Source organism: Sulfuricurvum sp. RIFOXYD12_FULL_44_77 (genome assembly GCF_001830725.1).
In the GTDB taxonomy this organism is placed as follows: domain Bacteria; phylum Campylobacterota; class Campylobacteria; order Campylobacterales; family Sulfurimonadaceae; genus Sulfuricurvum; species Sulfuricurvum kujiense_A.
In genome coordinates, this window is record NZ_MIBU01000055.1 from 1 (window position 1) to 21,889 (window position 21,889).

At 43.5% G+C, this 21,889-nt stretch carries 16 protein-coding genes and 1 pseudogene; 11 read left to right on the forward strand and 6 right to left on the reverse strand.

Features of this window, described 5'->3' with window-relative positions; all coding sequences use genetic code 11:
• The first annotated feature begins 184 nt into the window (after positions 1-184).
• The 3 genes from nifJ to A2517_RS02605 are packed head-to-tail and all read left to right on the forward strand — an operon-like array spanning position 185 to position 5,409.
• Positions 185-3,751, forward strand: a complete 3,567-nt coding sequence (nifJ, locus tag A2517_RS02595) for a pyruvate:ferredoxin (flavodoxin) oxidoreductase (protein WP_294893835.1) — start codon at positions 185-187, stop codon at positions 3,749-3,751.
• A 2-nt stretch (positions 3,752-3,753) separates the two neighbouring features.
• On the forward strand, positions 3,754-4,749 hold the full coding sequence (locus tag A2517_RS02600) for a dihydroorotate dehydrogenase-like protein (protein ID WP_294893837.1): 996 nt from the start codon (positions 3,754-3,756) through the stop codon (positions 4,747-4,749).
• Between the two features lie 45 nt (positions 4,750-4,794).
• On the forward strand, positions 4,795-5,409 hold the full coding sequence (locus A2517_RS02605; RefSeq protein WP_294893839.1) for a DUF502 domain-containing protein: 615 nt from the start codon (positions 4,795-4,797) through the stop codon (positions 5,407-5,409).
• Positions 5,410-6,123: 714 nt separating this feature from the next.
• On the opposite strand, the gene A2517_RS02610 is transcribed toward A2517_RS02605, so the two are convergent.
• The gene (locus tag A2517_RS02610; RefSeq protein WP_294893841.1) at positions 6,124-6,306 is read right to left on the reverse strand and encodes a hypothetical protein; all 183 of its coding nucleotides are present in this window, start codon (positions 6,304-6,306) and stop codon (positions 6,124-6,126) included.
• Between the two features lie 158 nt (positions 6,307-6,464).
• Here A2517_RS02610 and A2517_RS02615 point away from each other — a divergent pair, with 158 nt between their 5' ends.
• Together A2517_RS02615 and A2517_RS02620 are read left to right on the forward strand one after the other, a co-directional pair.
• Entirely contained in the window at positions 6,465-8,390 is a 1,926-nt protein-coding gene (locus tag A2517_RS02615) for an N-6 DNA methylase (RefSeq protein ID WP_294893843.1), read from the forward strand.
• Positions 8,374-9,438 carry a restriction endonuclease subunit S gene (locus A2517_RS02620; RefSeq protein ID WP_294893845.1) on the forward strand — a complete coding sequence of 355 codons (1,065 nt, stop codon included), beginning with the start codon at positions 8,374-8,376 and terminating at the stop codon, positions 9,436-9,438. Before A2517_RS02615 ends, A2517_RS02620 begins: the two co-directional genes overlap by 17 nt.
• A gap of 114 nt (positions 9,439-9,552) precedes the next feature.
• Here the strand turns inward: A2517_RS02620 and nhaA are convergent, their stop codons facing one another.
• From nhaA to A2517_RS02640, 4 genes are all read right to left on the reverse strand, one after another.
• Entirely contained in the window at positions 9,553-10,740 is a 1,188-nt protein-coding gene (nhaA, locus tag A2517_RS02625) for a Na+/H+ antiporter NhaA (protein WP_294893847.1), read from the reverse strand.
• A 71-nt stretch (positions 10,741-10,811) separates the two neighbouring features.
• Complete coding sequence (locus A2517_RS02630) at positions 10,812-12,176, reverse strand: TIGR00341 family protein (RefSeq protein ID WP_294893849.1); 1,365 nt, start codon at positions 12,174-12,176, stop codon at positions 10,812-10,814.
• A 29-nt stretch (positions 12,177-12,205) separates the two neighbouring features.
• Positions 12,206-13,303 carry a trypsin-like peptidase domain-containing protein gene (locus tag A2517_RS02635; RefSeq protein ID WP_294893851.1) on the reverse strand — a complete coding sequence of 366 codons (1,098 nt, stop codon included), beginning with the start codon at positions 13,301-13,303 and terminating at the stop codon, positions 12,206-12,208.
• A gap of 2 nt (positions 13,304-13,305) precedes the next feature.
• Positions 13,306-14,655: a hypothetical protein gene (locus A2517_RS02640; RefSeq protein WP_294893853.1), complete on the reverse strand. Its 1,350-nt coding sequence runs from the start codon at positions 14,653-14,655 to the stop codon at positions 13,306-13,308.
• A 97-nt stretch (positions 14,656-14,752) separates the two neighbouring features.
• Here A2517_RS02640 and pyrH point away from each other — a divergent pair, with 97 nt between their 5' ends.
• From pyrH to A2517_RS02670, 6 genes are read left to right on the forward strand one after another with little or no spacing between them, the layout of a single operon-like run.
• Positions 14,753-15,463: a UMP kinase gene (pyrH, locus tag A2517_RS02645; protein ID WP_294893855.1), complete on the forward strand. Its 711-nt coding sequence runs from the start codon at positions 14,753-14,755 to the stop codon at positions 15,461-15,463.
• Between the two features lie 12 nt (positions 15,464-15,475).
• The gene (locus A2517_RS02650) at positions 15,476-15,697 is read left to right on the forward strand and encodes a DNA-directed RNA polymerase subunit omega (protein WP_294893864.1); all 222 of its coding nucleotides are present in this window, start codon (positions 15,476-15,478) and stop codon (positions 15,695-15,697) included.
• Between the two features lie 21 nt (positions 15,698-15,718).
• On the forward strand, positions 15,719-17,878 hold the full coding sequence (locus A2517_RS02655; RefSeq protein ID WP_294893857.1) for a RelA/SpoT family protein: 2,160 nt from the start codon (positions 15,719-15,721) through the stop codon (positions 17,876-17,878).
• A 3-nt stretch (positions 17,879-17,881) separates the two neighbouring features.
• Positions 17,882-19,084 carry a tyrosine--tRNA ligase gene (gene tyrS, locus A2517_RS02660; protein ID WP_294893859.1) on the forward strand — a complete coding sequence of 401 codons (1,203 nt, stop codon included), beginning with the start codon at positions 17,882-17,884 and terminating at the stop codon, positions 19,082-19,084.
• Complete coding sequence (locus A2517_RS02665; RefSeq protein WP_294893861.1) at positions 19,081-20,172, forward strand: nitronate monooxygenase; 1,092 nt, start codon at positions 19,081-19,083, stop codon at positions 20,170-20,172. The genes tyrS and A2517_RS02665 overlap by 4 nt, the downstream gene beginning before the upstream one ends.
• Positions 20,169-21,743 (forward strand): N-acetylmuramoyl-L-alanine amidase, encoded by a 1,575-nt coding sequence (locus A2517_RS02670; protein WP_294893863.1) that lies wholly within the window; start codon positions 20,169-20,171, stop codon positions 21,741-21,743. The genes A2517_RS02665 and A2517_RS02670 overlap by 4 nt, the downstream gene beginning before the upstream one ends.
• Here the strand turns inward: A2517_RS02670 and A2517_RS02675 are convergent.
• Positions 21,740-21,889 (reverse strand): annotated as a pseudogene (locus tag A2517_RS02675) (UTP--glucose-1-phosphate uridylyltransferase); the annotation flags it as partial. The gene A2517_RS02670 and the pseudogene A2517_RS02675 overlap by 4 nt on opposite strands.

The following is a 21,889-nucleotide window of genomic DNA, read 5'->3' on the forward strand; positions in this document are numbered from 1 at the left end:
GAGTTTAAAATCGGCAAACGGGTTCATTATTTTCTCCTAATATGGATGATATTGTAGTCAAGTGTTTCAAAAACTATTCTAATGGAGAAGATTTAAGAATTTAAAATAAATATTGTTTTTTTTGGGTTACAATTGTAGGCGATGCAAGAGTAAATATCCTAAGAATGAAACAGGAAATTTGATCATGAGTAAACCCACTACTATCACCGTCGACGGTAATGAAGCCGTCGCCCTAGTTGCCCATAAAATCAATGAAGTGATCGCTATCTATCCCATCACCCCCTCCTCGCCGATGGGGGAGTTTAGCGATCTCTACAGTTCTAAAGGGCAAAAAAATATCTTCGGCAGTGTGCCGGAAGTTTTTGAGCTTCAAAGCGAAGGGGGGGCAAGCGGTACGGTACATGGTGCGTTGCAGGCAGGGTCTCTCACCACCACCTTTACGGCATCGCAGGGGTTGTTGCTGATGATTCCGAATATGTACAAGATCGCGGGAGAACTCACCGCTACGGTATTTCATGTTGCCGCTCGCTCATTGGCGGCGCAGGGACTCTCCATTTTCGGAGATCATCAAGACGTTATGGGGGTTCGACAAACGGGTTTTGCACTTCTAGCGTCCAATTCGGTTCAAGAAGCGCACGACTTCGCCCTTATCTCCCAAGCGGCGACTCTCCGCTCCCGTATTCCGTTCCTCCATTTTTTCGACGGCTTTCGAACGTCGCATGAAGTGAGCCGAATTGAGAAACTCTCCGATGAGGTTCTGAAAAAAATGATCGATTCGAATTTGGTTGCCGCTCATCGTCGTAGGGGACTAAGCCCCGATCATCCTGTCCTTCGCGGAACGGCGCAGAATCCCGACGTCTATTTTCAGGGGCGTGAGAGCGTCAACCGATACTATCAGGCGTTACCCGAAATACTTCAAGGGGAGATGGATCGTTTTTCCGCACTGACGGGACGTTCTTATCATCTGTTTGATTACGTCGGCGCAGCGGATGCTTCGCGCGTGATCGTTTTGATGGGCTCAGGTGCAGAAGCGGTGGAGGAGAGTGTCACTTATCTGATTGAGAGAGGGGAGAGCGTAGGGCTTATCAAAGTTCGTCTGGCACTGCCGTTTGCCGCAGAGGCGTTTATCGCCGCACTCCCCGCTTCGGTTCAAGCGATCGGGGTACTTGACCGTACGAAAGAGCCGGGAAGTACCGGCGAACCTCTCTACCACGATGTAGTGACGGCACTGTTTGAGCGAGGAGAATCCCTGCCGTTTAAAATGCCTCGGATTGTGGGGGGGCGCTACGGCCTCTCATCCAAAGAGTTCACCCCTGCTATGATCTTTGCAATTTACGATGAACTCTCTAACACTTCCCCGAAAAATCACTTTACGATCGGGATTGACGATGATATTACCTTAACCTCATTAGAATATGACCACGATTTTATCCTCAAAAATCCCGATCAGTTTCAAGCGATATTTTACGGTCTTGGCTCGGACGGCACGGTGGGGGCGAACAAAAATACGATCAAAATTATCGGCACCGAGACAGACCATTACGCGCAAGGTTATTTCGTCTATGATTCGAAAAAATCGGGTTCGATGACGACGTCGCATCTGCGTTTTGGTACCAAGCCGATCAAATCGAGTTATTTGATTCAAAAAGCCGATTTCGTGGCGGTACATCAGTCGGTTTTTTTGGAAAAACTCGATCTTCTGGATATCGCCAAAGAGGGGGGGATATTTTTGCTCAACACGCCCTATTCCAAAGAGGAGGTATGGAGTCGCCTTCCCCGTGTGACACAAGAGCGGATCATAGAGAAGAAGTTAAAGTTCTATGCTATCGACGCGTATAAAGTAGCTCACGCATCCAATATGGGTCGGCGGATCAACACGGTGATGCAGACCTGTTTTTTCGCGATTAGCGGTATTCTCTCTAAAGAGGAGGCGATGGCTAAGATCAAAGGCTCCATCCAAAAAACCTACGGTTCCAAAGGGGACGTGATCGTGCAGATGAACTACGCCGCCGTCGATACGACATTGGAAAATCTCTACGAAATTGATGTACCTGCGAGGGCTGATTCTTTACTTGAACTTCAAGCAACCCTTAAAGGGGATATGTCTGAATTTACCCGTGAGGTGATCGGCAAAATTACGGCGTTCAAAGGGGATACGCTTCGGGTTTCCCAAATTCCGGATGATGGTACATGGCCGACAGGGACGACACAGTATGAAAAGCGAAACATCGCTCAGGAAGTTCCGGTGTGGGATGCGGATACCTGTATCCAGTGCAACAAATGTGTCTCGGCGTGTCCCCACTCGGTAATCCGCTCCTCTGTTTTTGATATTTCGTTTTTGAAAAATGCTCCGGCAGGATTCAGTGCTAAAGGGGCAAAAGGGAAAAACTTCGGGGAGAATGAAGTGTTTAATATCTCGGTCGCTATCGAAGATTGCACGGGATGCGCCCTCTGCGTCGAAGTATGCCCCGCCAAAAACAAATCCCAAACCAATCTCAAAGCGATCAATATGGTGCCGCAGCTTCCGCTGCGTGAAGAGGGAATCGCGCAGTGGGATTTTTTCCTCTCGCTTCCTAAAATGGATAGAGGCTCGCTCGATCCTAGCAACCTCAAAGAGTCACAGTTTCTAGAGCCTTTGTTTGAATTTAGCGGGGCGTGTCCGGGGTGCGGGGAGACACCGTATGTGAAACTCGCTTCCCAGCTTTTCGGGGATCGGATGGTGATCGCCAATGCGACGGGGTGCAGTTCGATTTACGGCGGTAATCTCCCGACTACTCCGTGGAAAAAGAATGATGAGGGGAGAGGCCCCGCATGGTCAAACTCGCTCTTTGAAGACAATGCCGAATTCGGGCTAGGATTCCGTCTCTCTATCGATGCGCAGAATGATAGGGCACGCAGAGTACTCGAAACATTGAAACCGCATTTGGATGGAGCACTCGTCGAAGAGGTTCTCGGTGCCGAACAGCATGCGGAATCACAGATTAATGCGCAGCGCGACAGGGTCGAAAAACTCAAACATTCACTAAAAACACTGGATAATGAGGATGCCAAAACCCTTCTTGAGCTTGCCGATTATCTCGTCAAAAAATCGGTCTGGATTATGGGGGGAGACGGCTGGGCGTACGATATCGGATACGGCGGATTGGATCATGTCCTCGCCAGCGGTAAAAACGTCAATGTCCTTGTCCTTGATACACAGGTTTACTCCAATACGGGAGGACAGCAGTCCAAAGCGACGATGACAGGCGCGGTAGCGAAATTCGCCGCAGGGGGGAAAGCGGGGGTTCCAAAAGACCTCGCCGCTATGGCGATCGCCTATGAAAACGTCTATGTCGCCAAAGTCGCGATGGGGGCAAATGATACCGCGACGGTAAAAGCATTTGTCGAAGCGGAGCGGTATGACGGCCCTTCGATTATCATCGCCTATTCGCATTGCGTAGCGCATGGGTATGATTTGAAATACGGGTTTGATCAGCAAAAACGGGCTGTGGACAGCGGTTTATGGCCGATTTTCCGATTTAACCCCGATAAAATCAAAGAGGGTGAGAATCCGATGACACTGGATTATAAGGGACCTAAAATCGATGTGAAAGATTTTATGTACCGCGAAACCCGTTTTAAAATGGTTGAGAAGATGAATGCTCTGTCGGCAGGAACTTTTCTTCAGACAGCGGCTCATACCGCTGAATCACTTTATGCGCGCTACCAAAATTTGCATGCATATTATGAACCCTCATCGAAGGAGGCGTAATTATGGATTTCACCACCACATTTTTAGGATTGAACCTCAAAAATCCCCTGATTGCCAGTGCGTCCCCGTTGACCTCTTCAGTGGAGAGTATCCGAAGACTCGAAGATAACGATATTGCCGCCGTTATTATGCACTCTTTGTTTGAAGAGGAGATCAACCATGAAATCCATCAGATTGACCATTTCCTCCATATTAACAGCAATTCGTACGCTGAAGCACTTACGTACCTTCCCGATGAAGTTGATTTTGAAAATCTTCAAGCCGATAACTATCTTGAAGAGATCCGCCGGATAAAAGAATCGACCGATATCCCTCTTGTTGCCAGTTTGAACGGTATCTCAGCAGGGGGCTGGATCCGTTATGCCAAGAAACTCGAAGAAGCGGGTGCCGATGCACTGGAGCTTAATATCACCTATATCCCTACCTCGATGGAGATGGAAGGGTATAGAGTTGAGCAGATGTATATCGATACGGTTGCAAGCGTGGCTGAGAAGATCGATATCCCTTTGAACGTCAAAATGAATGCCTACTTTTCAAACCCTGCCAATATGGCGAAACGGTTTGTCGAAGCGGGGGCAAAAGGGTTAACCTTGTTTGATAACCCCACGCGCGTGGAAGTCGATCTGGAACTTCTGAGCCCATTGCAAAGAGCCAATATCACAACCTCCTACAATCTCAGCGAAACACTGCGATGGTGTGCCATTCTCTACGGTAAACTCTCTTGCTCATTGTGTGCCAACACGGGAATCCACAGTGGTGAAGATGTCCTTAAAGCGATTATGAGCGGAGCCGATGCGACGGCGTTGGCATCGGTGCTGCTAACCAAAGGGGAGGGGGAAATCAAGCAGATTTTGAGTGATATGGGGGAATGGATGGCAAAACACGAGTACGAATCGATTTCTCAGATGAAAGGGTCTATCTCGCTGGCTCATACCGATAACCCCTCGGTTTACGAGCGTAACTCCTATATGTATGCGTTGCAACACTACCGCCGATAAGTATCCTATGCGGTATAATTCGCCATATCAAAAAAGGCGTGATAAATGAGTACGAAAATTAGATTTTTGCTTCGTTATATTTTTGTGGGGGCGCTTTCGCTTTTCCCTTTGATCTTGGTGATCGTTGTCGTCAATTATCTTAAAAATTTAGGGGTAAGTGCCTACTCTTCGCTTCATGATTACACTAACTCGTTTGGGGTGACCTTGGCATTGATGGCAGGTGTTATCGGTGTTTTTGCCGTACTTGGATATTCGATTGAGAAATACGGGCGCTCCATTTTTGTTTCAATGATTGACAGTACCTTTGAGAAAATTCCCGCTATCCGCTCCGTCTATTCCGTCTCGAAAAAACTCGCCGCAATGCTCAGCGGTGGGGAAGACGGGACGAAAAAAGAGGTGGTACTTGTAGAGTATCCAAAAGAGGGGTTATGGGTTCCTGCGTATCTGCTCAACCGTTATGAAAATATCTGCGTCCTTTTCATCCCTACCTCTCCGAATCCGACGAGTGGATATACGGTTTTGGTAGATGAAGCAAAGATCAAGAAAACAACCTTGACCCTTCAGGAAGCCTCGTCGTTTATTATCAGTATGGGAGCCGATTTCCCTCAAAAAGAGAGTGTATCAGCCCTTATTCAAACCCATCAGATTAGTAAAACGTGATTTAGGGGATCAAAAAATCGATTTGATTTTTAACGAAGATGAGAACAGACTGATCGAACAGGAGGCTCGTAAATGGGCGATTCGGCTTTAGTTTATCACACTAAACTTCTGAATTACAAAAAATTCTAAGCTTTATCGTTCGTGGTGAGTGCTTATGCCCTTCAGGGCAAACAAGTAGATGTAAAATACTCGTTAAAAATATGGTATAATTTTTTTGCTAACAGTAACTTTTCATATCGTTGATGGAGCGGTAACGCTGAGGTCGAGGGATTAATTACCCCTCGACCTTTTTTTTTACCCTCCAAAAACGGTATGAGAAGGGGGTCTTTATGGATAGAATACTGTTAGCACTTATTCTATTGTGCATTTTTGCACCTATGCTCAATTGAGTGTAGCCAAGGGGTTTACTCCCCTTGCCCCCCTATTAGCAATCTTTATTATTTCGCCAATTCAAAAACTTTTACTGCTTAATCAATGTATAAAAACATTTGGCATTACGATGAATATTCTCAACACGATCATCGAAACACTAGGGGAACTGGGAAAAATTCTTGTGACGATTCAATCGTTAATGGAGAAAAAAGAAGAGTGTTCCCTTTTTTAGCCATTTTCAGTTAACTGTCATACGCATTTTGTCATACCGTACTTGATACGGTATCCATCCATTTTTGTGGATTCCGTGTTGAAGCACGGAATGACGAGAGTGTTGAATTATTAATTTTTCGGCTGTAGCGTTATTTTTTCCAACCGTTCATAATGTTCTTTTGCTTCCTTTACTACCTCTTCAACTTCAAATCCTTGCATGACTATTTTGTATAAATAAGGCTTTGTAGTTCTCCAATTACGCAATGTCCGTGCATCCACATCTAATAACCGTGCCATATCTTGTTGAGTCATTTTCATGTAGGAATTCTTATACTTCCTTCCTGATAACAAAATTCGGAACCATATGTTGTTAAAATAACTCTATTTAGGAAAAATATGCAATAATCCAAAAAAAATAATCGGAAAATAATTCCTAATATTTAATTATTAACGACAATTGGAGCACAATAATGGCAAAAAAAGAAGTTGTAACGGATTATTGGGTTCGCGATTTATTAAAAGAAGCAAATATCGAATTAGAACCACAGGGTAGCACTATTATTGAAATTGATAATGCTTTAAAAAGTGCATCAAAAAAAGGCACTGGTAACGTAGGATTTCCTGAATTCGTTGGTGTCATCAAAGATTTTTTATTAGTGATTGAGAATAAAGCCGACTTGTCAAAACATATTAAAATGAATAATGATGGACAAATCAGTCTTGAGCCAAAAGATGTAAAAGATTACGCGATTAATGGGGCTTTATTTTATGGGCAACATTTAGCAAAAAATACTTCATATAAAAAAATTATTGCTTTCGGTATCTCTGGAAATCCAAAAAAACATAAAATTAGCCCTATCTATATTGACGAAACAGAGTGGTATAGAGAACTGCCTGATGTTGAGTCTTTTATTTCATTTACAGAAAAAAATATTGAAGAGTATTACACAAGAGAAGTATTAAAAGAAGAAACGAATCAAGAAAAAGAGACAGCAGAAATTTTGCAAGATGCAGCAAATCTACACGAAGATTTGAGAAATTATGGAAATTTAAAAGATGTTGACAAGCCATTGATTGTATCTGGGATTTTACTAGCACTTAGAGAATCTGATTTTGGCAACTTCTCTATTAAAGATTTAACAGGTGACACAATTAAGACGGATGGACAGAAAATTTACGATGCAATCGTATTTAACTTAACAAGAGCGAATGTATCTCCTGAAGTGAAAAAAGATAAGATTCTGAGCCAATTTGCACTCATCAAAGACACTCAGGTGTTAAATGAAATAAATCCTAAGTTGAACAAAACACCATTAAAGCATTACACTGAATTTTTAGATGATAAGATTTATAGAAACATAAAATACGCAAGATCATCAGAAGACTATTTGGGAAGATTTTATGGTGAGTTTATGTCCTACTCTGGAGGTGATGGGCAATCTTTAGGTATTGTTCTCACTCCAAAGCATATCACTGATTTGTTTTGTGAATTGATTGATATTAGCCCCTTTGATATCGTCTTAGACCCTTGCTGTGGAACAGGAGGTTTTCTCGTTGCCGCAATGCACCATATGTTAGAACAAACCGATACTGAGGCTTTGAAAAAGAGCATTAAACAAAAACAGCTTCACGGATTTGAATTACAGCCCTATATGTTTACAATAGCCACCACAAATATGATTCTGAGAGGCGATGGTAAAAGCAATTTAATCAATGACGACTTTCTGAAACAAGATTCAAATAAATTACAGCTCAAACAAGCAACAGTAGGGATGATAAATCCTCCATATTCTCAAGGTTCGAAACAAAACCCTGATTTATATGAAATAGCCTTTACAGAACACTTGTTGGATTCATTAATGGTTGGTGGAAGATGCGTTGTGATTGTTCCACAATCTTCTGTAACAGGTAAGACAAAAGAAGAAGAGGCAATAAAAGTAAATATATTAAAGAAACATACTTTAGAGGGCGTTATAACTCTGAATAAAAATACATTTTATGGAGTAGGAGTAAATCCGTGTATAGCTATCTTTACGGCAGGTGAACCACATCCAAAAGATAAAGAATGCAAATTTATAAACTTTGAGAATGATGGATATAAAGTCAGTAAGCACATAGGGCTTGTAGAAACCGAACAAGCCAAAGACAAAAAACAACATTTAATTGATGTATGGTTTGACAGGATAGAATCAGAAACGAATTTTTGTGTTAAAACGAGCATAGAGGAAGATGACGAATGGCTTCACAGCTTCTATTATTTTAATGATGAAATTCCAACGGATGCAGAGTTTCAGAAAACTATTGGAGACTATTTATCGTTTGAATTTTCTATGATAATGCAAAATAGAGGTTATTTATTTGGGCTTGAGCAAGATGCAGATGTCAATAATGCTTAGTGATAGAGAATGGAAAGGATTTTTGTTAAGTGGAGATGATGGTATATTTCAAAATTATCACGGTAAAAGACTTACTAAAGATGACCGTAAAGAAGGTGATATTCCATTGCTAACAGCTGGAGAACAAAGACAAGGAGTGGCTGAATTCGTTTCTAATCTTTCAATGGAGGTATTCGAAGATTTTATCTCAATTGATATGTTTGGAAACTCATTTTACCACAAGCATAAATGCTGTGGCGATGATAATATATACTTTTTTATCAATGATGATCTATCAGAATATGTTAAATTATTTATAACGAATTCAATTGGCTACCAAAAAGACAAATATTCATATGGAAAGCAATTTAGACAAAAAAATGCCGACTCTTCAAAAATATTACTTCCAGTGAACCCTAATAATTCAGATGAACCAGATTATGATCTTATGGAACAATACATAAAATCAATAATAGGAAGAAAAGTAGAATTTTATAAACAATATACAAAAACAATGTTAAGCAAATTGGAGTATAAAGAGATACAGAAGCTCGAAGAGATGGAATGGGATGGATTTGAGGTTGGGAAGCTTTTTAAATTTCAAACTGGAAAATCAAAAGGGTTGAATCATTTAGAAAAGACAATAAATGGCATTAACTATTTAGGAGCGACAAATAGAAATAATGGTGTTTTATGTCAAGTTAAAAACAATGAGGAGATGATACAAAAAGGAAACTGCATTGCTTTTATTAGGAATGGAGAAGGGTCAATGGGATATGCCGTCTATAAATCAGAAGACTTTATCGCTACCTCCGATATTACGGCTGGATATGCAGACTTTTTAAATAGACATATTGGTTTATTCATTACCACCGTATCAGATAAAATCAGAGGGAAATATAATTTTGGCTACAAAAGAAGTGACACGAGATTGAAGAAAGAAAAACTTTTACTTCCGGTTAATGATAAAGGTGAACTAGACTATGAATTTATGGAGCAGTATATGAAGAATTTGGAGTATAAAAAAATTAAGCTATACCTAGATTTTTTAGAAAATCAAAACAGATAATAGATTTTTTCTATAAGAGTATAAGTTGGAACCCCGTGTCAAGTACGAGGATGACGAAACCTTGTCATTCCTAAGAAAGTGGTAGTTTAGTTCTGAATGAATAAAATCTATTATTCATTCAAACCCATCAGATTTAAGCGGTTTAGTTAAAAAATAGCGTAATACCGCATATCCGATCACTCCGGAGAGGAGTGATCCTAGTAATATCCCCAGCCTTTCATCGCATAAAGCGAGACCTCCGGCTCTGGCATGCTCAAATGCAAGAGAGCCGATGAATAACGACATCGTAAACCCGATCCCGCTGATGATTGAAACGCCGTAGAGTTGTCCCCAATTAACACCGTAAGGGAGTTTTCCAAATCCCATCCAAACCGCCAATGCACTAAATAAAAATACCCCTGCTTGTTTGCCGATAAAGAGGCCGAATGCGATTCCAAGAGTAATGTTATCGTAGAAATCCTGTGCCGAAATATTGGAAAAGCCGATGCCGGTATTGGCAAACGCGAACAGCGGCAAAATGATAAAGTTGACCGGTGCGTGGAGGGAGTGCTCAAGTGCATGGAAAGAGGGTTTGTTGTTTTTAAGCGGAATCAGTAACCCCAGAATGACGCCGGCTAGGGTGGCGTGAACCCCTGATTTTAAAACCGCTGTCCATAAGACGATACCGACCAATATGTATGCGGTGTGGTTGATAACTCCTTTGATATTCATGATAATTAAAAGAGCGATCATAGTCGCCGCAGTGATTAATGAAACGCTTGATAGCTCGGAGGTATAAAAAAGGGCAATGATGATAATCGCACCCAAATCATCAATAATCGCCAGTGCTAAAAGAAAAAGTTTAAGCCCTTTGGGGACGCGATCTCCCAAAAGGGTCAATATACCTAGAGCAAATGCGATATCGGTAGCAGAGGGGATCGCCCACCCCTGAAGCGCTATAGGATTGTTCCAGTTGAACCATGCATAAATGAGCGAGGGGACTGCCATCCCACCCAGTGCGGCAAAAGCGGGAACGGCTATCGCTTTGGGATCACTGAGAGAGCCCTCAATCACTTCACGTTTAATCTCCAAACCGATCATAAAGAAAAAGACGGCCATAAGACCGTCATTGATCCATAGAAGAAGCGGTTTGGCAATTACGAGTTCTCCGATGCTGATAACAACGGGAATCGACGTCAGTGCATCGTACAATGAGTGAAGATTTGTATTTGCCATGATCATAGCGAAAAGCGTGGCTAAAACAAGGAGTATTCCGGTGGCTGATTCAAGTTTAAAAAAATTCAGCAGAGAGTATTTGAGCATATGTTTCCTTAATCAGGATACATGATAGAAAAACTAAGTTAACGGTTAGAAAATATAGAAGACGGCAAAATCTAATGGATGATGATTTTTACGTTATCCGATTTCGTTCTCATTTTGAGCCATTTTTCTATTTTTGCCCGTTCTCCTCTTGAGAGCCGTTTTTTAGTCTCGACATTGAGAATCAGGCGATTTTCACTGACGTTACGTTCCACTGCCGTTTCATCATAATTTTGGGACAAGACAACATTGGTAACTTTAGGAAAGAGGGTTTCCAGTTCATTGGGGATAGCACTGTAATAGTCGCGGTTACGTGATAAAAGAGACATCTCCTCTTTTAATCGGGCGATCTCTTTCTCTTTAGCTTGCAGATCGGCTTTTGTATTTTGATACAAATCGGTGATGATATCGGCTTTGAGTGTGGAGACGTCAACATCTTCGCGTTCGCCGTTTTGATACACTTTGAGTTTGGCTTTTTCCAACCCTTCAGCATTTAGCCGTATGATAATGGTATCGAGTTCGCTCTTGGGAACATAGTCTCCGATCAGAAATACTTTTACTTCGTAGGTTTTTGGGTTGATTTTTACCTGAGCCACATTTGTGTTTTTAAAATTCAGGTGTTCGTTTACAAAGGCGGTCGCTTTGGCTTTAAAGACCTCTTGTCCGACGAGCTGATAGGCCAAATATGAACTTGGCAGGATCGTAAGAAGCGCTACGGCAACGATATAGCGCTGTGCCCGCTTGGCAACATCGGAGTCGACGTATTTTTTCTCCGCCACATTAAATGCGCGAACGACTAAAAATGCCGATAATGCGATGAAAACAAAGTTGATGGTGTAGAGGTAAAATGCTCCGAAGAAATAGCTCCAATGTCCTGTTGCCAAACCAAATCCAGCAGTGCACAGGGGCGGCATCAATGCTGTTGCAATAGCAACACCGGGGATAACGTTTGTCTTTTCTTTGCGTGTGATCGCAACGATTCCGGCCAATCCACCGAAAAGTCCGATCAAGACATCCCACACGGTCGGTGTCGTCCGTGCAAGGAGTTCTGATTGGGCGGTATCGAGCGGTGAGATCCAAAAATAAAGGGTAGAGGTAAGAAGACCGATAAGGGTTGCGATAGCCAGATTTTTAAATGCTCTTCGCAGAAGGGTAAAATCGTTAATTCCCGCTCCGTATCCGATCCCCATAATCGGTCCCATCAGCGGAGAGATAAGCATCGCTCCGATAATAACGGCGGTGGAATTGACGTTTAGACCGATGGATGCGACGAAAATAGCAAACATTAAAATCCAGAGATTTGCCCCTTTCATATGAATGTCGCCACGGATACGCTCATCAATAATAGTATCGTCAGCTTTATCCTCAAAAAGGCTTAAGCGTTCACGCAAGAGCTGTTTTGCCGTTATCCAGAAACGGTGTTCTTCAATGTTGGTCATTTGCTCGCCTTTTGCAAATTGCTAATCTATTATTCAAACTCATCAAACTTCGGCTCAGGGGCTTTGAATTTTTCACTGAGAAACTTTTGATAACGGGGAGCACTGTCGAAGAGTTTCCGCAACGCCCATGTACCGTGCATTTCACTGAGCGATGAATCGACGATCACATAGGAGAGATAGACGGTGTTCTCGTTGATCGAAAACTGCAATCGCTCCAGTGCACTGTTTTCCCCTAATAAATAATCATACAGTGCTTCGATATTCTCTTGCGGAATACGGCAGAGTGCCGAATCGGCAATGACGATACCGTTATCGTAATAGTTGATGTCGATACGGGTTGTTCCTATCTCAAACCGCCAGCTCCGCTGACTCCGTCTGGATAGGGTCACATTAATCTTCAGAGCTTCTAAAATCTTTTCAATCAATGCCACGACACCAGAGGGTTTATACCCCTCACGGCGTCGTTTTGCAACGTCGAGTTTCGTTCCGCATTTTGGGCAATAATCATTTTGGATTGTGGATTCTACAATTAGATTTTTACATGAACCGCATCGGATAACATCTTCGGTTTTTAGAGCTCGGAACTGATCAAGTGCCTCTTTGAGAGTGTATGAGGGGAGGGCAAAGCCAAGGTTATTGGAGTTCTGGATGATAAACGTGTTGACACCGATCACCTCTGCAGAGTCGTTAAGGAGCGGCCCTCCGCTGTTTCCGGGATTGATGGCGGCATCGAATTGGATGTATTCCACCTCTCCTTGGAGACGGGAGGCTTTGGAGACGATCCCTTCCGTCGTAGAGTAATTAAGTCCGTAGGGATGGCCGATGGCAATGACTCCATTTCCGTCTTGTACGGGGATTTCGGAGAGAACCAAAGGATTTTTGCACTCGATAGAGATAGGGGAGCGGATAAATGCGAGATCAAATGCAGGATCGTCATAGATGACCGTACCGATGGTTTTAGGGAGGGTTTTGGTACTGATGAGTACCTCTTTGAGGCCACTGACGACATGCGAGTTGGTTATGATAAGCTCTCCGATGAGAAAACCGCTTCCGCTGCCGTAGGGGTTAGTGATCTGGACGATACTTTCAATCGTTTGTTCGACCATTTTTTGGGTGGCTGTATTCATACTTACACCTCCGTATAATCGAGATTTTTGATTTGAAGATAATAGCTTTGGCTGAAATGATCTAAATCACTGTAATTGAGGTGTTCTGAAAAATCATTTAGTCCTTTGTAACGGCTCATATACGGTTCTATCGATTCACGTATCCGTTGTGCGATGAGGTTCTCTTTAAAGGATTTACTCAGCGGGTCGTACAGCGGCGTCTCCCCTGCGGCTTTGAAAAAATCGGAGGCGTAGATTTCGACGTGCAGATGAAGGAGCGAGCGAAGTGAGGGGTGAAGCCCGTAGTTGTAGAGGATATAGAGGGAAATATAGCGGTAAATGACGGTGATGACATAGGTTGAGCGGTTGTTTTTGTACCAGCGAACTTTCCCCAGCGACTCTTCGATAAAGGCTGAAATCTCATCGTGCATTGCCTGCTCGAATGGGGAAAACGTATAGGCTGAGTTGTAGAACTGCGTTGCGAACGATTCGATATCCATAGCTTCAAGTTCAGTGAGATATTGTTCCAAATCGACGTTTTTATCCTCGGTCAGTTTCTCATCGTCCATAAAATAGCCGTTGATTTTTTCACTGATATTTTTAGCCATTTTTTTGTGGGGGAGGAGAAGATAATCGATTTGCAAGAGGAGGGCAAGATAGCTAAACGAGGTCATCCCCGTATTGTCGTTGGATAAAAGGCCGATAAGGCTTTGCTTGGTCTCTTGAATCCATTGCTGCATAAAAGTGAAGTTCACCTCAATTTTTTCACGAGGAACACTGAGGAGATGTTCGGTATCCAGCAGTAGTGATTCATCAAATTCACCGGCTATAAACTCTTTTTCAAAATCGGCATTAAGGGCTATTTCACGGAGAGGGTAAAAGATTTTTTGGGGGGTTATGGTGGCATTATCGAGGCGGATAGAGAGTTTTACAACCCCTTTTGATTCACTGAATCGGCAATAGGTAAGCTGAAAATCACGCTCTAAAAAACGGCGTTTGATCGCGACGTGAAGTTTGTCGCTCAGCGCAATATCGGCATGGGCTTCAAACGATGTCAGAGTAGCCACCCCTTTGATGAGAGCATACCCTTGAGTGAGGCTGAAATGGAGCGATTCTTCAAGACGCTCAATACTTAGATGGGGGGAGGGATAGGTGTTCTTTTGGTGAATGAGGGAGGATAAAAAATACTCATATCCGCTGAGAATATCACCGTCCATGAAAGCTGCTGATGAGCGTTCAAACAGTTCTCTTTCATCCGTATTCGGAAGAGCGTGTATCCCCCGTCCATACTGTGGAGCACGGTGCATTGGGAGTGGATTTAACCATGTTTTAAACGTATCGAACAGCCGCACTTCATTTTTTCCTTTATCCATTATGAAGCTTAGTGTAATCAAAGCAACCTTAAAGCGACAATAAAGTATAATGCCCCTAATTTAAAGGGCACATCAAAGATGCTTTATAGGGAGTTGTATGGGCTATAAACGTGTTTTGGTAAAATTCTCCGGTGAGGCGTTGGCCGGTGAAAACGGTCACGGCATCGATACGAAAATTCTAAAATTTATTGCCGGTGAGATTAAAACACTCGTTGATGCAGGGATTGAAGTGGGGATCGTTATCGGCGGCGGTAACATCATTCGCGGTGTGACTGCGGCGGCAGATGGAATTATTCGTCGAACCTCAGGTGATTATATGGGGATGTTGGCAACCGTTATCAATGCGATTGCTATGCAAGAAGCGTGTGAACACGAGGGGATGCTGGTACGCGTTCAAAGTGCGATCAAAATGGAACAAATTGCCGAAGCGTTTATCGTCCGTCGTGCAACCCGCCATTTAGAGCGCGGACGCGTCGTGATTTTCGCGGCAGGGACGGGTAACCCGTTCTTTACGACCGATACGGCTGCGACCCTTCGTGCCATTGAAATCGGTGCGGAAGTGATTATCAAAGCGACCAAAGTAGACGGTGTGTATGACAAAGACCCTAAAAAGTTTAATGATGCGATCAAACTTCCGAGTCTCGGATATGAGCAAGCATTGCAAGATCATATCAAAGTGATGGACGACACCTCTATTGCGTTGGCCAAAGAGAATAAACTCCCGATTATCGTGTGCGATATGTTCACGCCGGGTAACCTTCTCGAAATTATTCAGGGTAACCTATCCCGTTGCTCTATCGTAAAATAAACTAAAAGGATCATTACTATGAGACTCGAACAACTTACTGCAAAAGCACTTGAAACTGCAAATATCGACCGTTACCAATTGGCTATCGCCGTTGCAAAACGCTCAGAAGAGCTTCTAAACGGAGCAACTACTAAACTTAACGTCGATGTAAAAAAAGCTAAAACGGCTGATATCGCTTTGATGGAGATTGCCGAAGGGTATATCACGATCAAAGGTTTCGTAGACAAAGACTAATTTTACTAAAAAGCGGCATCATTGAATACCATCGACATAGAAAACGTAATCGGAATCAATGATGTTGAGGGTGCGATAGCACACCTCTATAAACATATCCCTACGTCTGCTGCAATCCAAAATGCCCTTACCTTTTCACAACAAGCCCATCAAGGACAGTTTCGTAAAAGCGGTGAAGCCTATATCGTCCATCCGGTTTTAGTCGCATCGATTGTTGCTAATATAACCGGAGATGAAGCGATGGTTATTGCCGCGCTTTTACACGACGTGGTTGAAGATACCCATATCGGTATTGATGAAATCGCACGCGATTACGGTGATGATGTTGCCCATTTGGTTGAGGGGTTAACGAAGATTGATACGATTCGTGATGCCCAGCTCATCCCTTCGAACTCCGATGAAAAACTGGTCGTTTCGGCACTCTCGTTTCGAAAAATGTTGATTGCCTCGATTGAAGATGTTCGAGTCTTGGTCGTTAAACTGTGCGATCGTCTTCACAATATGCTTACCCTTGAAGCGTTGGCTCCAATCAAACAGCACCGCATTGCTGAAGAGACATTGGTCGTTTATGCTCCGATTGCAAGCCGTTTGGGTATCTCATATCTTAAAAATCTCTTGGAGGATTTGAGTTTTAAATACCTTTTTAGTGAAGAGAAACAAGCAATTGATATGTATTTCGAGGAAAACTTTCGATCTATCAATGCAAGGTTGAGCGATTTTTGCGAAAAATTGACCAAAATGATGTTAGAAAACGGCTTTAATGAAGATGACTTTGAAATCCTCAGCCGTGTCAAACACCATTATTCGATCTATCTTAAAATGCAGCGAAAAGGGATCAGCATTGATGAGATACTTGATCTTTTGGCGGTACGGATATTGGTGAAGAAACCGATCGACTGCTACCGTGTTTTAGGGCTGGTTCATCTCAATTTTCAGCCCCTCTCTTCCCGTTTCAAAGATTACATTTCGATCCCGAAAGAGAACGGATATCAGACGCTTCACACGTCGGTTTTTGATTCAACGGCAATTTTTGAAGTACAGATTCGTACCTATGAGATGCACAAAACAGCGGAACTCGGGGTTGCGGCGCATTGGAAATACAAAAGCGGCGGGAACAACCCGATCAGCCTTGATTGGCTCCATAATCTTCAGTACCAAAATGAATCGGTCGAAGCCTTTTACGAACTGATCAAAAATGATCTTTTCAGCGAAGATATCAGTGTCTTTTCTCCGAAAGGAAAACCTTTCACCCTCCCTCGCGGAGCGGTGGCTCTTGATTTTGCGTATGCGGTTCATACCGAAATCGGTGACACTGCAGAGGGGTGTTTGATTAACAAAGAGAAAGCCTCCCTTTTAAATGAGCTTCATAACGGAGATATCGTTAAAATTACGACGGGATCGAAAAAAATCAATCGATGCAGTTGGATTGACGCCGTCAAAACCTCCCGAGCCAAAGCCAGCATGCGGGCGAATTGTAACCAGCGGATCAAAGCGATTGATACCGAAACGGGGATGAATATTTTGAGTACCGTCTTTAATATGGATCCGGTACGACTTGAAGAGCTGTTTGCCCAAACTCATTTAGAAGAGCAACGTCACCGAATCCCTAGCGAACTTGATTTGCTTAAAGAGACGGTTAACCGTTTCGCGCTGGAGATAGGTGAGAACAACCGCATCAGTGCCTTTTTATCCCGTAACCGTTTTAGGCTGAAACCGTATGTTTTTGCATCGTTGGAAATCTATGCTGCCAGCAGTGTCGGTGATGCCGTATTTGACTACTGTTGTCATCCGAAAACAGGGGATGAAATTGTCGCTTTTTTACAGCAGGGGAAAGCGCATATTCACCATAAAATGTGTAAAAATGCGGCAGGGATGATCGATCGCAGAGAACCGATGGTTTTTGTGCGATGGAGAGCGCAGCACTATTTCCGCTACCACCTTATCATCAGTATGCAAAGTGCGAAAGGCTCTCTCGCCGATTTGCTCACCTATATGGCCAAAATGGGTGCCGATATCAACTCTATTGAACTCGGAAAAGAGAAATCAGAACATACGCAATACTGCGAAATGGAGTTTCAAACTCTCGAACCCGATATTAACCGCCTTCGCTCCAAATTGGAGAAAAAAGGGAAAATCATACAATTTTTTCGGACGGATGATGCGTACCGAAGCCAAGGATAAACCATGATACAAACAGCATTACGTGAAATACGACGAGGAACCGCCGAAATTATTGATGAAGCACGTTTAGAGACCCTTCTCAAAAATTGGTTTGAAAAAAAAGAAACATATACCGTTAAAGCGGGGTTTGATCCGACTGCTCCCGATTTGCATTTGGGACATACCGTCTTGCTCCAAAAACTTGCTGCATTTCAAAAATTCGGGGGGCATATTCAGTTTTTGATCGGGGATTTTACCGCACAAATCGGTGATCCAACAGGGAAAAGTGAAACCCGTAAAAAGTTGCTTCCGGCGCAGATTCAAGAGAATGCTCAAAGCTATAAAACGCAAGTATTTAAAATTCTCGATCCCGAAAAGACAACCGTTGTTTTCAATGCCGATTGGATCAATCCGCTCGGTGCGGCAGGGATGCTGGAACTTACAACGACCTATAATGTGGCACGTATGTTGGAGCGAGACGATTTCGACAAACGGCATAAAGCGGGAATCTCGATCTCCATTAGCGAATTTTTGTACCCGTTGCTCCAAGGGTATGACAGTGTCCATTTGAAAAGTGACGTTGAGATCGGCGGAACGGATCAAAAATTCAACCTTCTGATGGGTCGCCATTTACAGCGGGTGTATGAGATCGGAAAAGAACAAAGTGTCCTTATGATGCCGATTCTCGAAGGTCTTGACGGTGTTCAAAAGATGTCCAAATCATTGGGGAACTACATCGCCGTAGCCGATGAGCCAAACGAGATGTTTGGAAAAATCCTCAGCATTAGCGATATCTTGATGTGGCGTTATTATGAACTCTTAAGCACTAAAAGCTTGGATGAAATTGAAGCGCTTAAAGTCGGAGTGGAAAACGGAACTCTGCATCCGAAAAAAGTAAAAGAGGCGTTAGCCCTTGAAATCACGGCGCGGTTCCATTCCGAGGAAGCGGCATTAGGTGCCCAAACGGAGTTTGAGCGTGTCCATGCCCAAAGCGAAATCCCGAGCGAAATGGATGAATTTACTACAGAGGCTCCGATCTGGATTGCGAAAGCACTGGTCGATTGTGCTCTTAGCCCTTCTACTTCACAAGCACGTCGGGAGATTAAGCAAGGCTCTGTTAAAATCGACCAAAATAAACTAAGCGATGAGCAATACCAACTTGAAGCGGGTGAATACATCCTTCAAGTGGGAAAACGAAAATTTGCGCGATTAAAGGTAACCCAATGAGTTTCAAACCAATTAAAATCGGTAAGCATACCATTAAAATTCCTATCGTTCAGGGAGGAATGGGTGTCGGAATCAGCTGGGATCGCCTTGCGGGAGCGGTCTCTTCTGAAGGAGGACTAGGTGTCATTAGCTCCGTCGGTACGGGATATTATGAAGATAAAGTGCATGCGAATAAACTGATTGCTAACCGCCCGTTGGATGCGGAGAATTTTTACTCCAAAAAAGGGCTTGAGGCAATTGTCAAAAATGCCCGAAAAATCTGTGGTGATGCCCCTTTGGCGTGTAACATTTTGTATGCGATCAACGATTATGGCCGAGTCGTAACCGATGCGTGTGAAGCGGGAATTGATATCATCATTACCGGTGCAGGATTACCGACTAATATGCCTGAATTTACGGCGGATTATCCCGATGTTGCACTGGTTCCGATCGTCTCCTCTCCTAAAGCGCTCTCTATTATCTGCAAACGATGGCAAAAACGGTACAACCGTCTCCCTGATGCCGTTATACTTGAGGGACCTCTCAGCGGCGGACATCAAGGGTTCACGTATGAGCAATGTGCGATGGAAGAGTATCAGCTGGAAAATCTTGTCGCTCCCGTCGTAGAAGAGGCGGCGTTGTGGGGAAATATCCCCGTTATCGCAGCGGGGGGAATCTGGGATAAAAATGATATTGATGCAATGATGGCATTGGGGGCTAGCGGAGTACAGATGGGAACACGCTTTATCGGTACATTCGAGTGCGATGCCCATGATAATTTCAAAGAGGTTCTCCTCGCAGCCAAAGAGGAAGATATCACATTGATGAAATCGCCGGTCGGTTATCCGGCGCGCGGAGTTCGTACCCATTTACGCGATCTTATCGATACCCGCACGGGTCCCTCTATCAAATGTATCTCTAACTGTGTCGCTCCGTGTAATCGCGGCGTCGAAGCCAAAGAGGTCGGTTTTTGTATCGCCGATCGTCTGAGCGATGCGTATCTTGGTGATAAAGAGCTTGGTTTGTTCTTTTCAGGAAGCAACGGCTACCGTATCGATAAAATTATCTCCGTCAAAGAGTTGATGGAAAAACTAACCCACGGGGAGTGAGCTTCACCTTGCTGAACCGATTTTTCTTCCTTGCTATTGTCTGTTTTACCTCTCTTATGGGTGCCATCGACACGGATCGTTTGGAATCGGCTAAAAAAGCGTTGGCAAGCAATGATGAGATTGAGCAGTTTCGGGGATACAATGAATTTAAAACCCTCTATCTGCGTGCGATTTTGGATAAAGATGCCCCTGTTGCTCTAGAAGCACTAGAGGGGATCGTTCAAGGGGGAGAGAAACTCGGCATTGATGTCCGTAAATATCAAACCGATTTGGCAAAACTCAAAAAAAATACTCCTAGCGCAAAACCGCTGATGGTCACGGAAAAAACACCGACTTCTCCGCTCCCCTCGGTAATATATGATAAAACCTTCAAACCGGCTCTTGTCGCCAGTAAATTTTCGACCCCTGAACCGGAAAAAATGATCAAATCCGACCCCATACTCCCTAAAAATGAAATCACGATGACGATGCGTCATAGACTTTTGGATACCTCTTGGAAAGATAACGGACTGATATTGGTATTTGACAGTGAGATTAAACCCTCAGAAGTCCGAATGTCGAAAATCCTCGAAACCGATAAAAAGCGATTTCGATATATTATGGATATTGACTCTTCGACCCTTTCAAAAACCCAGACGTTGGAGCATCAAAGTATTAACCGGATCATAATGGCACAATTTGATGCCAAAACACTCCGTGTGGTGATTGAACATAATCAACCTATCTCGATTAAGACTACTCCTAAGGGTTCAACGCTCTATATCGATCTTTCCCTAGAACCCCCTAAAACTACCCCTCCACTTGCAACCGCTCCGGTTAAAGAAGAGGTGCAAGAACCTTTGCAATTGTCGGCCCTTCCTCCCCTCGTGACTGTCACTCCACGTGATCGAAGCAAAAAGATTATCGTGATCGATCCGGGGCATGGGGGAAAAGACAGCGGAGCTGTCGGTAACGGGTTTATGGAAAAAGAGATTGTGTTAGGGATATCAAAACAGCTCTCAGAAAAACTCCGTGCAATGGGGTATACCGTTTATATGACACGTAGTAATGATGTTTTTATTGAACTGAAAGATAGAACAAAGTTTGCCAATGATAAAGAAGCGGACCTTTTTGTATCGGTGCATGCGAACTCTATCCCGAAAACCTCTGATCCTCTTGCGGCACAAGGGCTTGAGACCTATTTTCTCTCACCGACTCGGAGTGAGAGATCGATGCGGGTTGCGGCGTTGGAAAACTCTGAAGATATGGAAGAGATGGGAGAATACGGTAAGCTCAGTTTTTTGAGCTTTTTGAACAAAGAGAAAATCATCGCTTCGAATAAACTGGCTATTGATTTGCAAAAAGGGATGTTCAGCAATCTGCGTAAACAATTTCCGAATGTTCATGATAACGGTGTTCGAGAAGCCCCTTTTTGGGTTCTAGTCGGGGCTCAAATGCCGGCGGTATTGCTAGAAGTGGGATATATCAGTCATCCTGAAGAGTCCACACGCATCGCTGATGAGAAATATCAACGATGGCTTGTAGAGGGCTTAATGGAAGGGATCGGGCGGTACTTCGCCAATAACAGTTAGATTTTACTTTTCTCGTAAAAGTAGTTGGTGGCTTCAACAAACCCTTCGACACTTCCGCAGTCAAAACGTTTCCCTTTAAACTTATAGGCTAAAACCATCCCTTTTTGTGCTTGTGTCATAAGGGCATCGGTGATTTGAATCTCGCC

Bases quoted from the DNA above. Each gene is read 5' to 3' on its own strand.
- nifJ (WP_294893835.1), top strand. From the start codon at position 185: ATGAGTAAACCCACTACTATCACCGTCGACGGTAATGAAGCCGTCGCC.
- A2517_RS02600 (WP_294893837.1), top strand. From the start codon at position 3,754: ATGGATTTCACCACCACATTTTTAGGATTGAACCTCAAAAATCCCCTG.
- A2517_RS02605 (WP_294893839.1), top strand. From the start codon at position 4,795: ATGAGTACGAAAATTAGATTTTTGCTTCGTTATATTTTTGTGGGGGCG.
- A2517_RS02610 (WP_294893841.1), bottom strand. From the start codon at position 6,306: ATGACTCAACAAGATATGGCACGGTTATTAGATGTGGATGCACGGACA.
- A2517_RS02615 (WP_294893843.1), top strand. From the start codon at position 6,465: ATGGCAAAAAAAGAAGTTGTAACGGATTATTGGGTTCGCGATTTATTA.
- A2517_RS02620 (WP_294893845.1), top strand. From the start codon at position 8,374: ATGTCAATAATGCTTAGTGATAGAGAATGGAAAGGATTTTTGTTAAGT.
- nhaA (WP_294893847.1), bottom strand. From the start codon at position 10,740: ATGCTCAAATACTCTCTGCTGAATTTTTTTAAACTTGAATCAGCCACC.
- A2517_RS02630 (WP_294893849.1), bottom strand. From the start codon at position 12,176: ATGACCAACATTGAAGAACACCGTTTCTGGATAACGGCAAAACAGCTC.
- A2517_RS02635 (WP_294893851.1), bottom strand. From the start codon at position 13,303: ATGAATACAGCCACCCAAAAAATGGTCGAACAAACGATTGAAAGTATC.
- A2517_RS02640 (WP_294893853.1), bottom strand. From the start codon at position 14,655: ATGGATAAAGGAAAAAATGAAGTGCGGCTGTTCGATACGTTTAAAACA.
- pyrH (WP_294893855.1), top strand. From the start codon at position 14,753: ATGGGCTATAAACGTGTTTTGGTAAAATTCTCCGGTGAGGCGTTGGCC.
- tyrS (WP_294893859.1), top strand. From the start codon at position 17,882: ATGATACAAACAGCATTACGTGAAATACGACGAGGAACCGCCGAAATT.
- A2517_RS02665 (WP_294893861.1), top strand. From the start codon at position 19,081: ATGAGTTTCAAACCAATTAAAATCGGTAAGCATACCATTAAAATTCCT.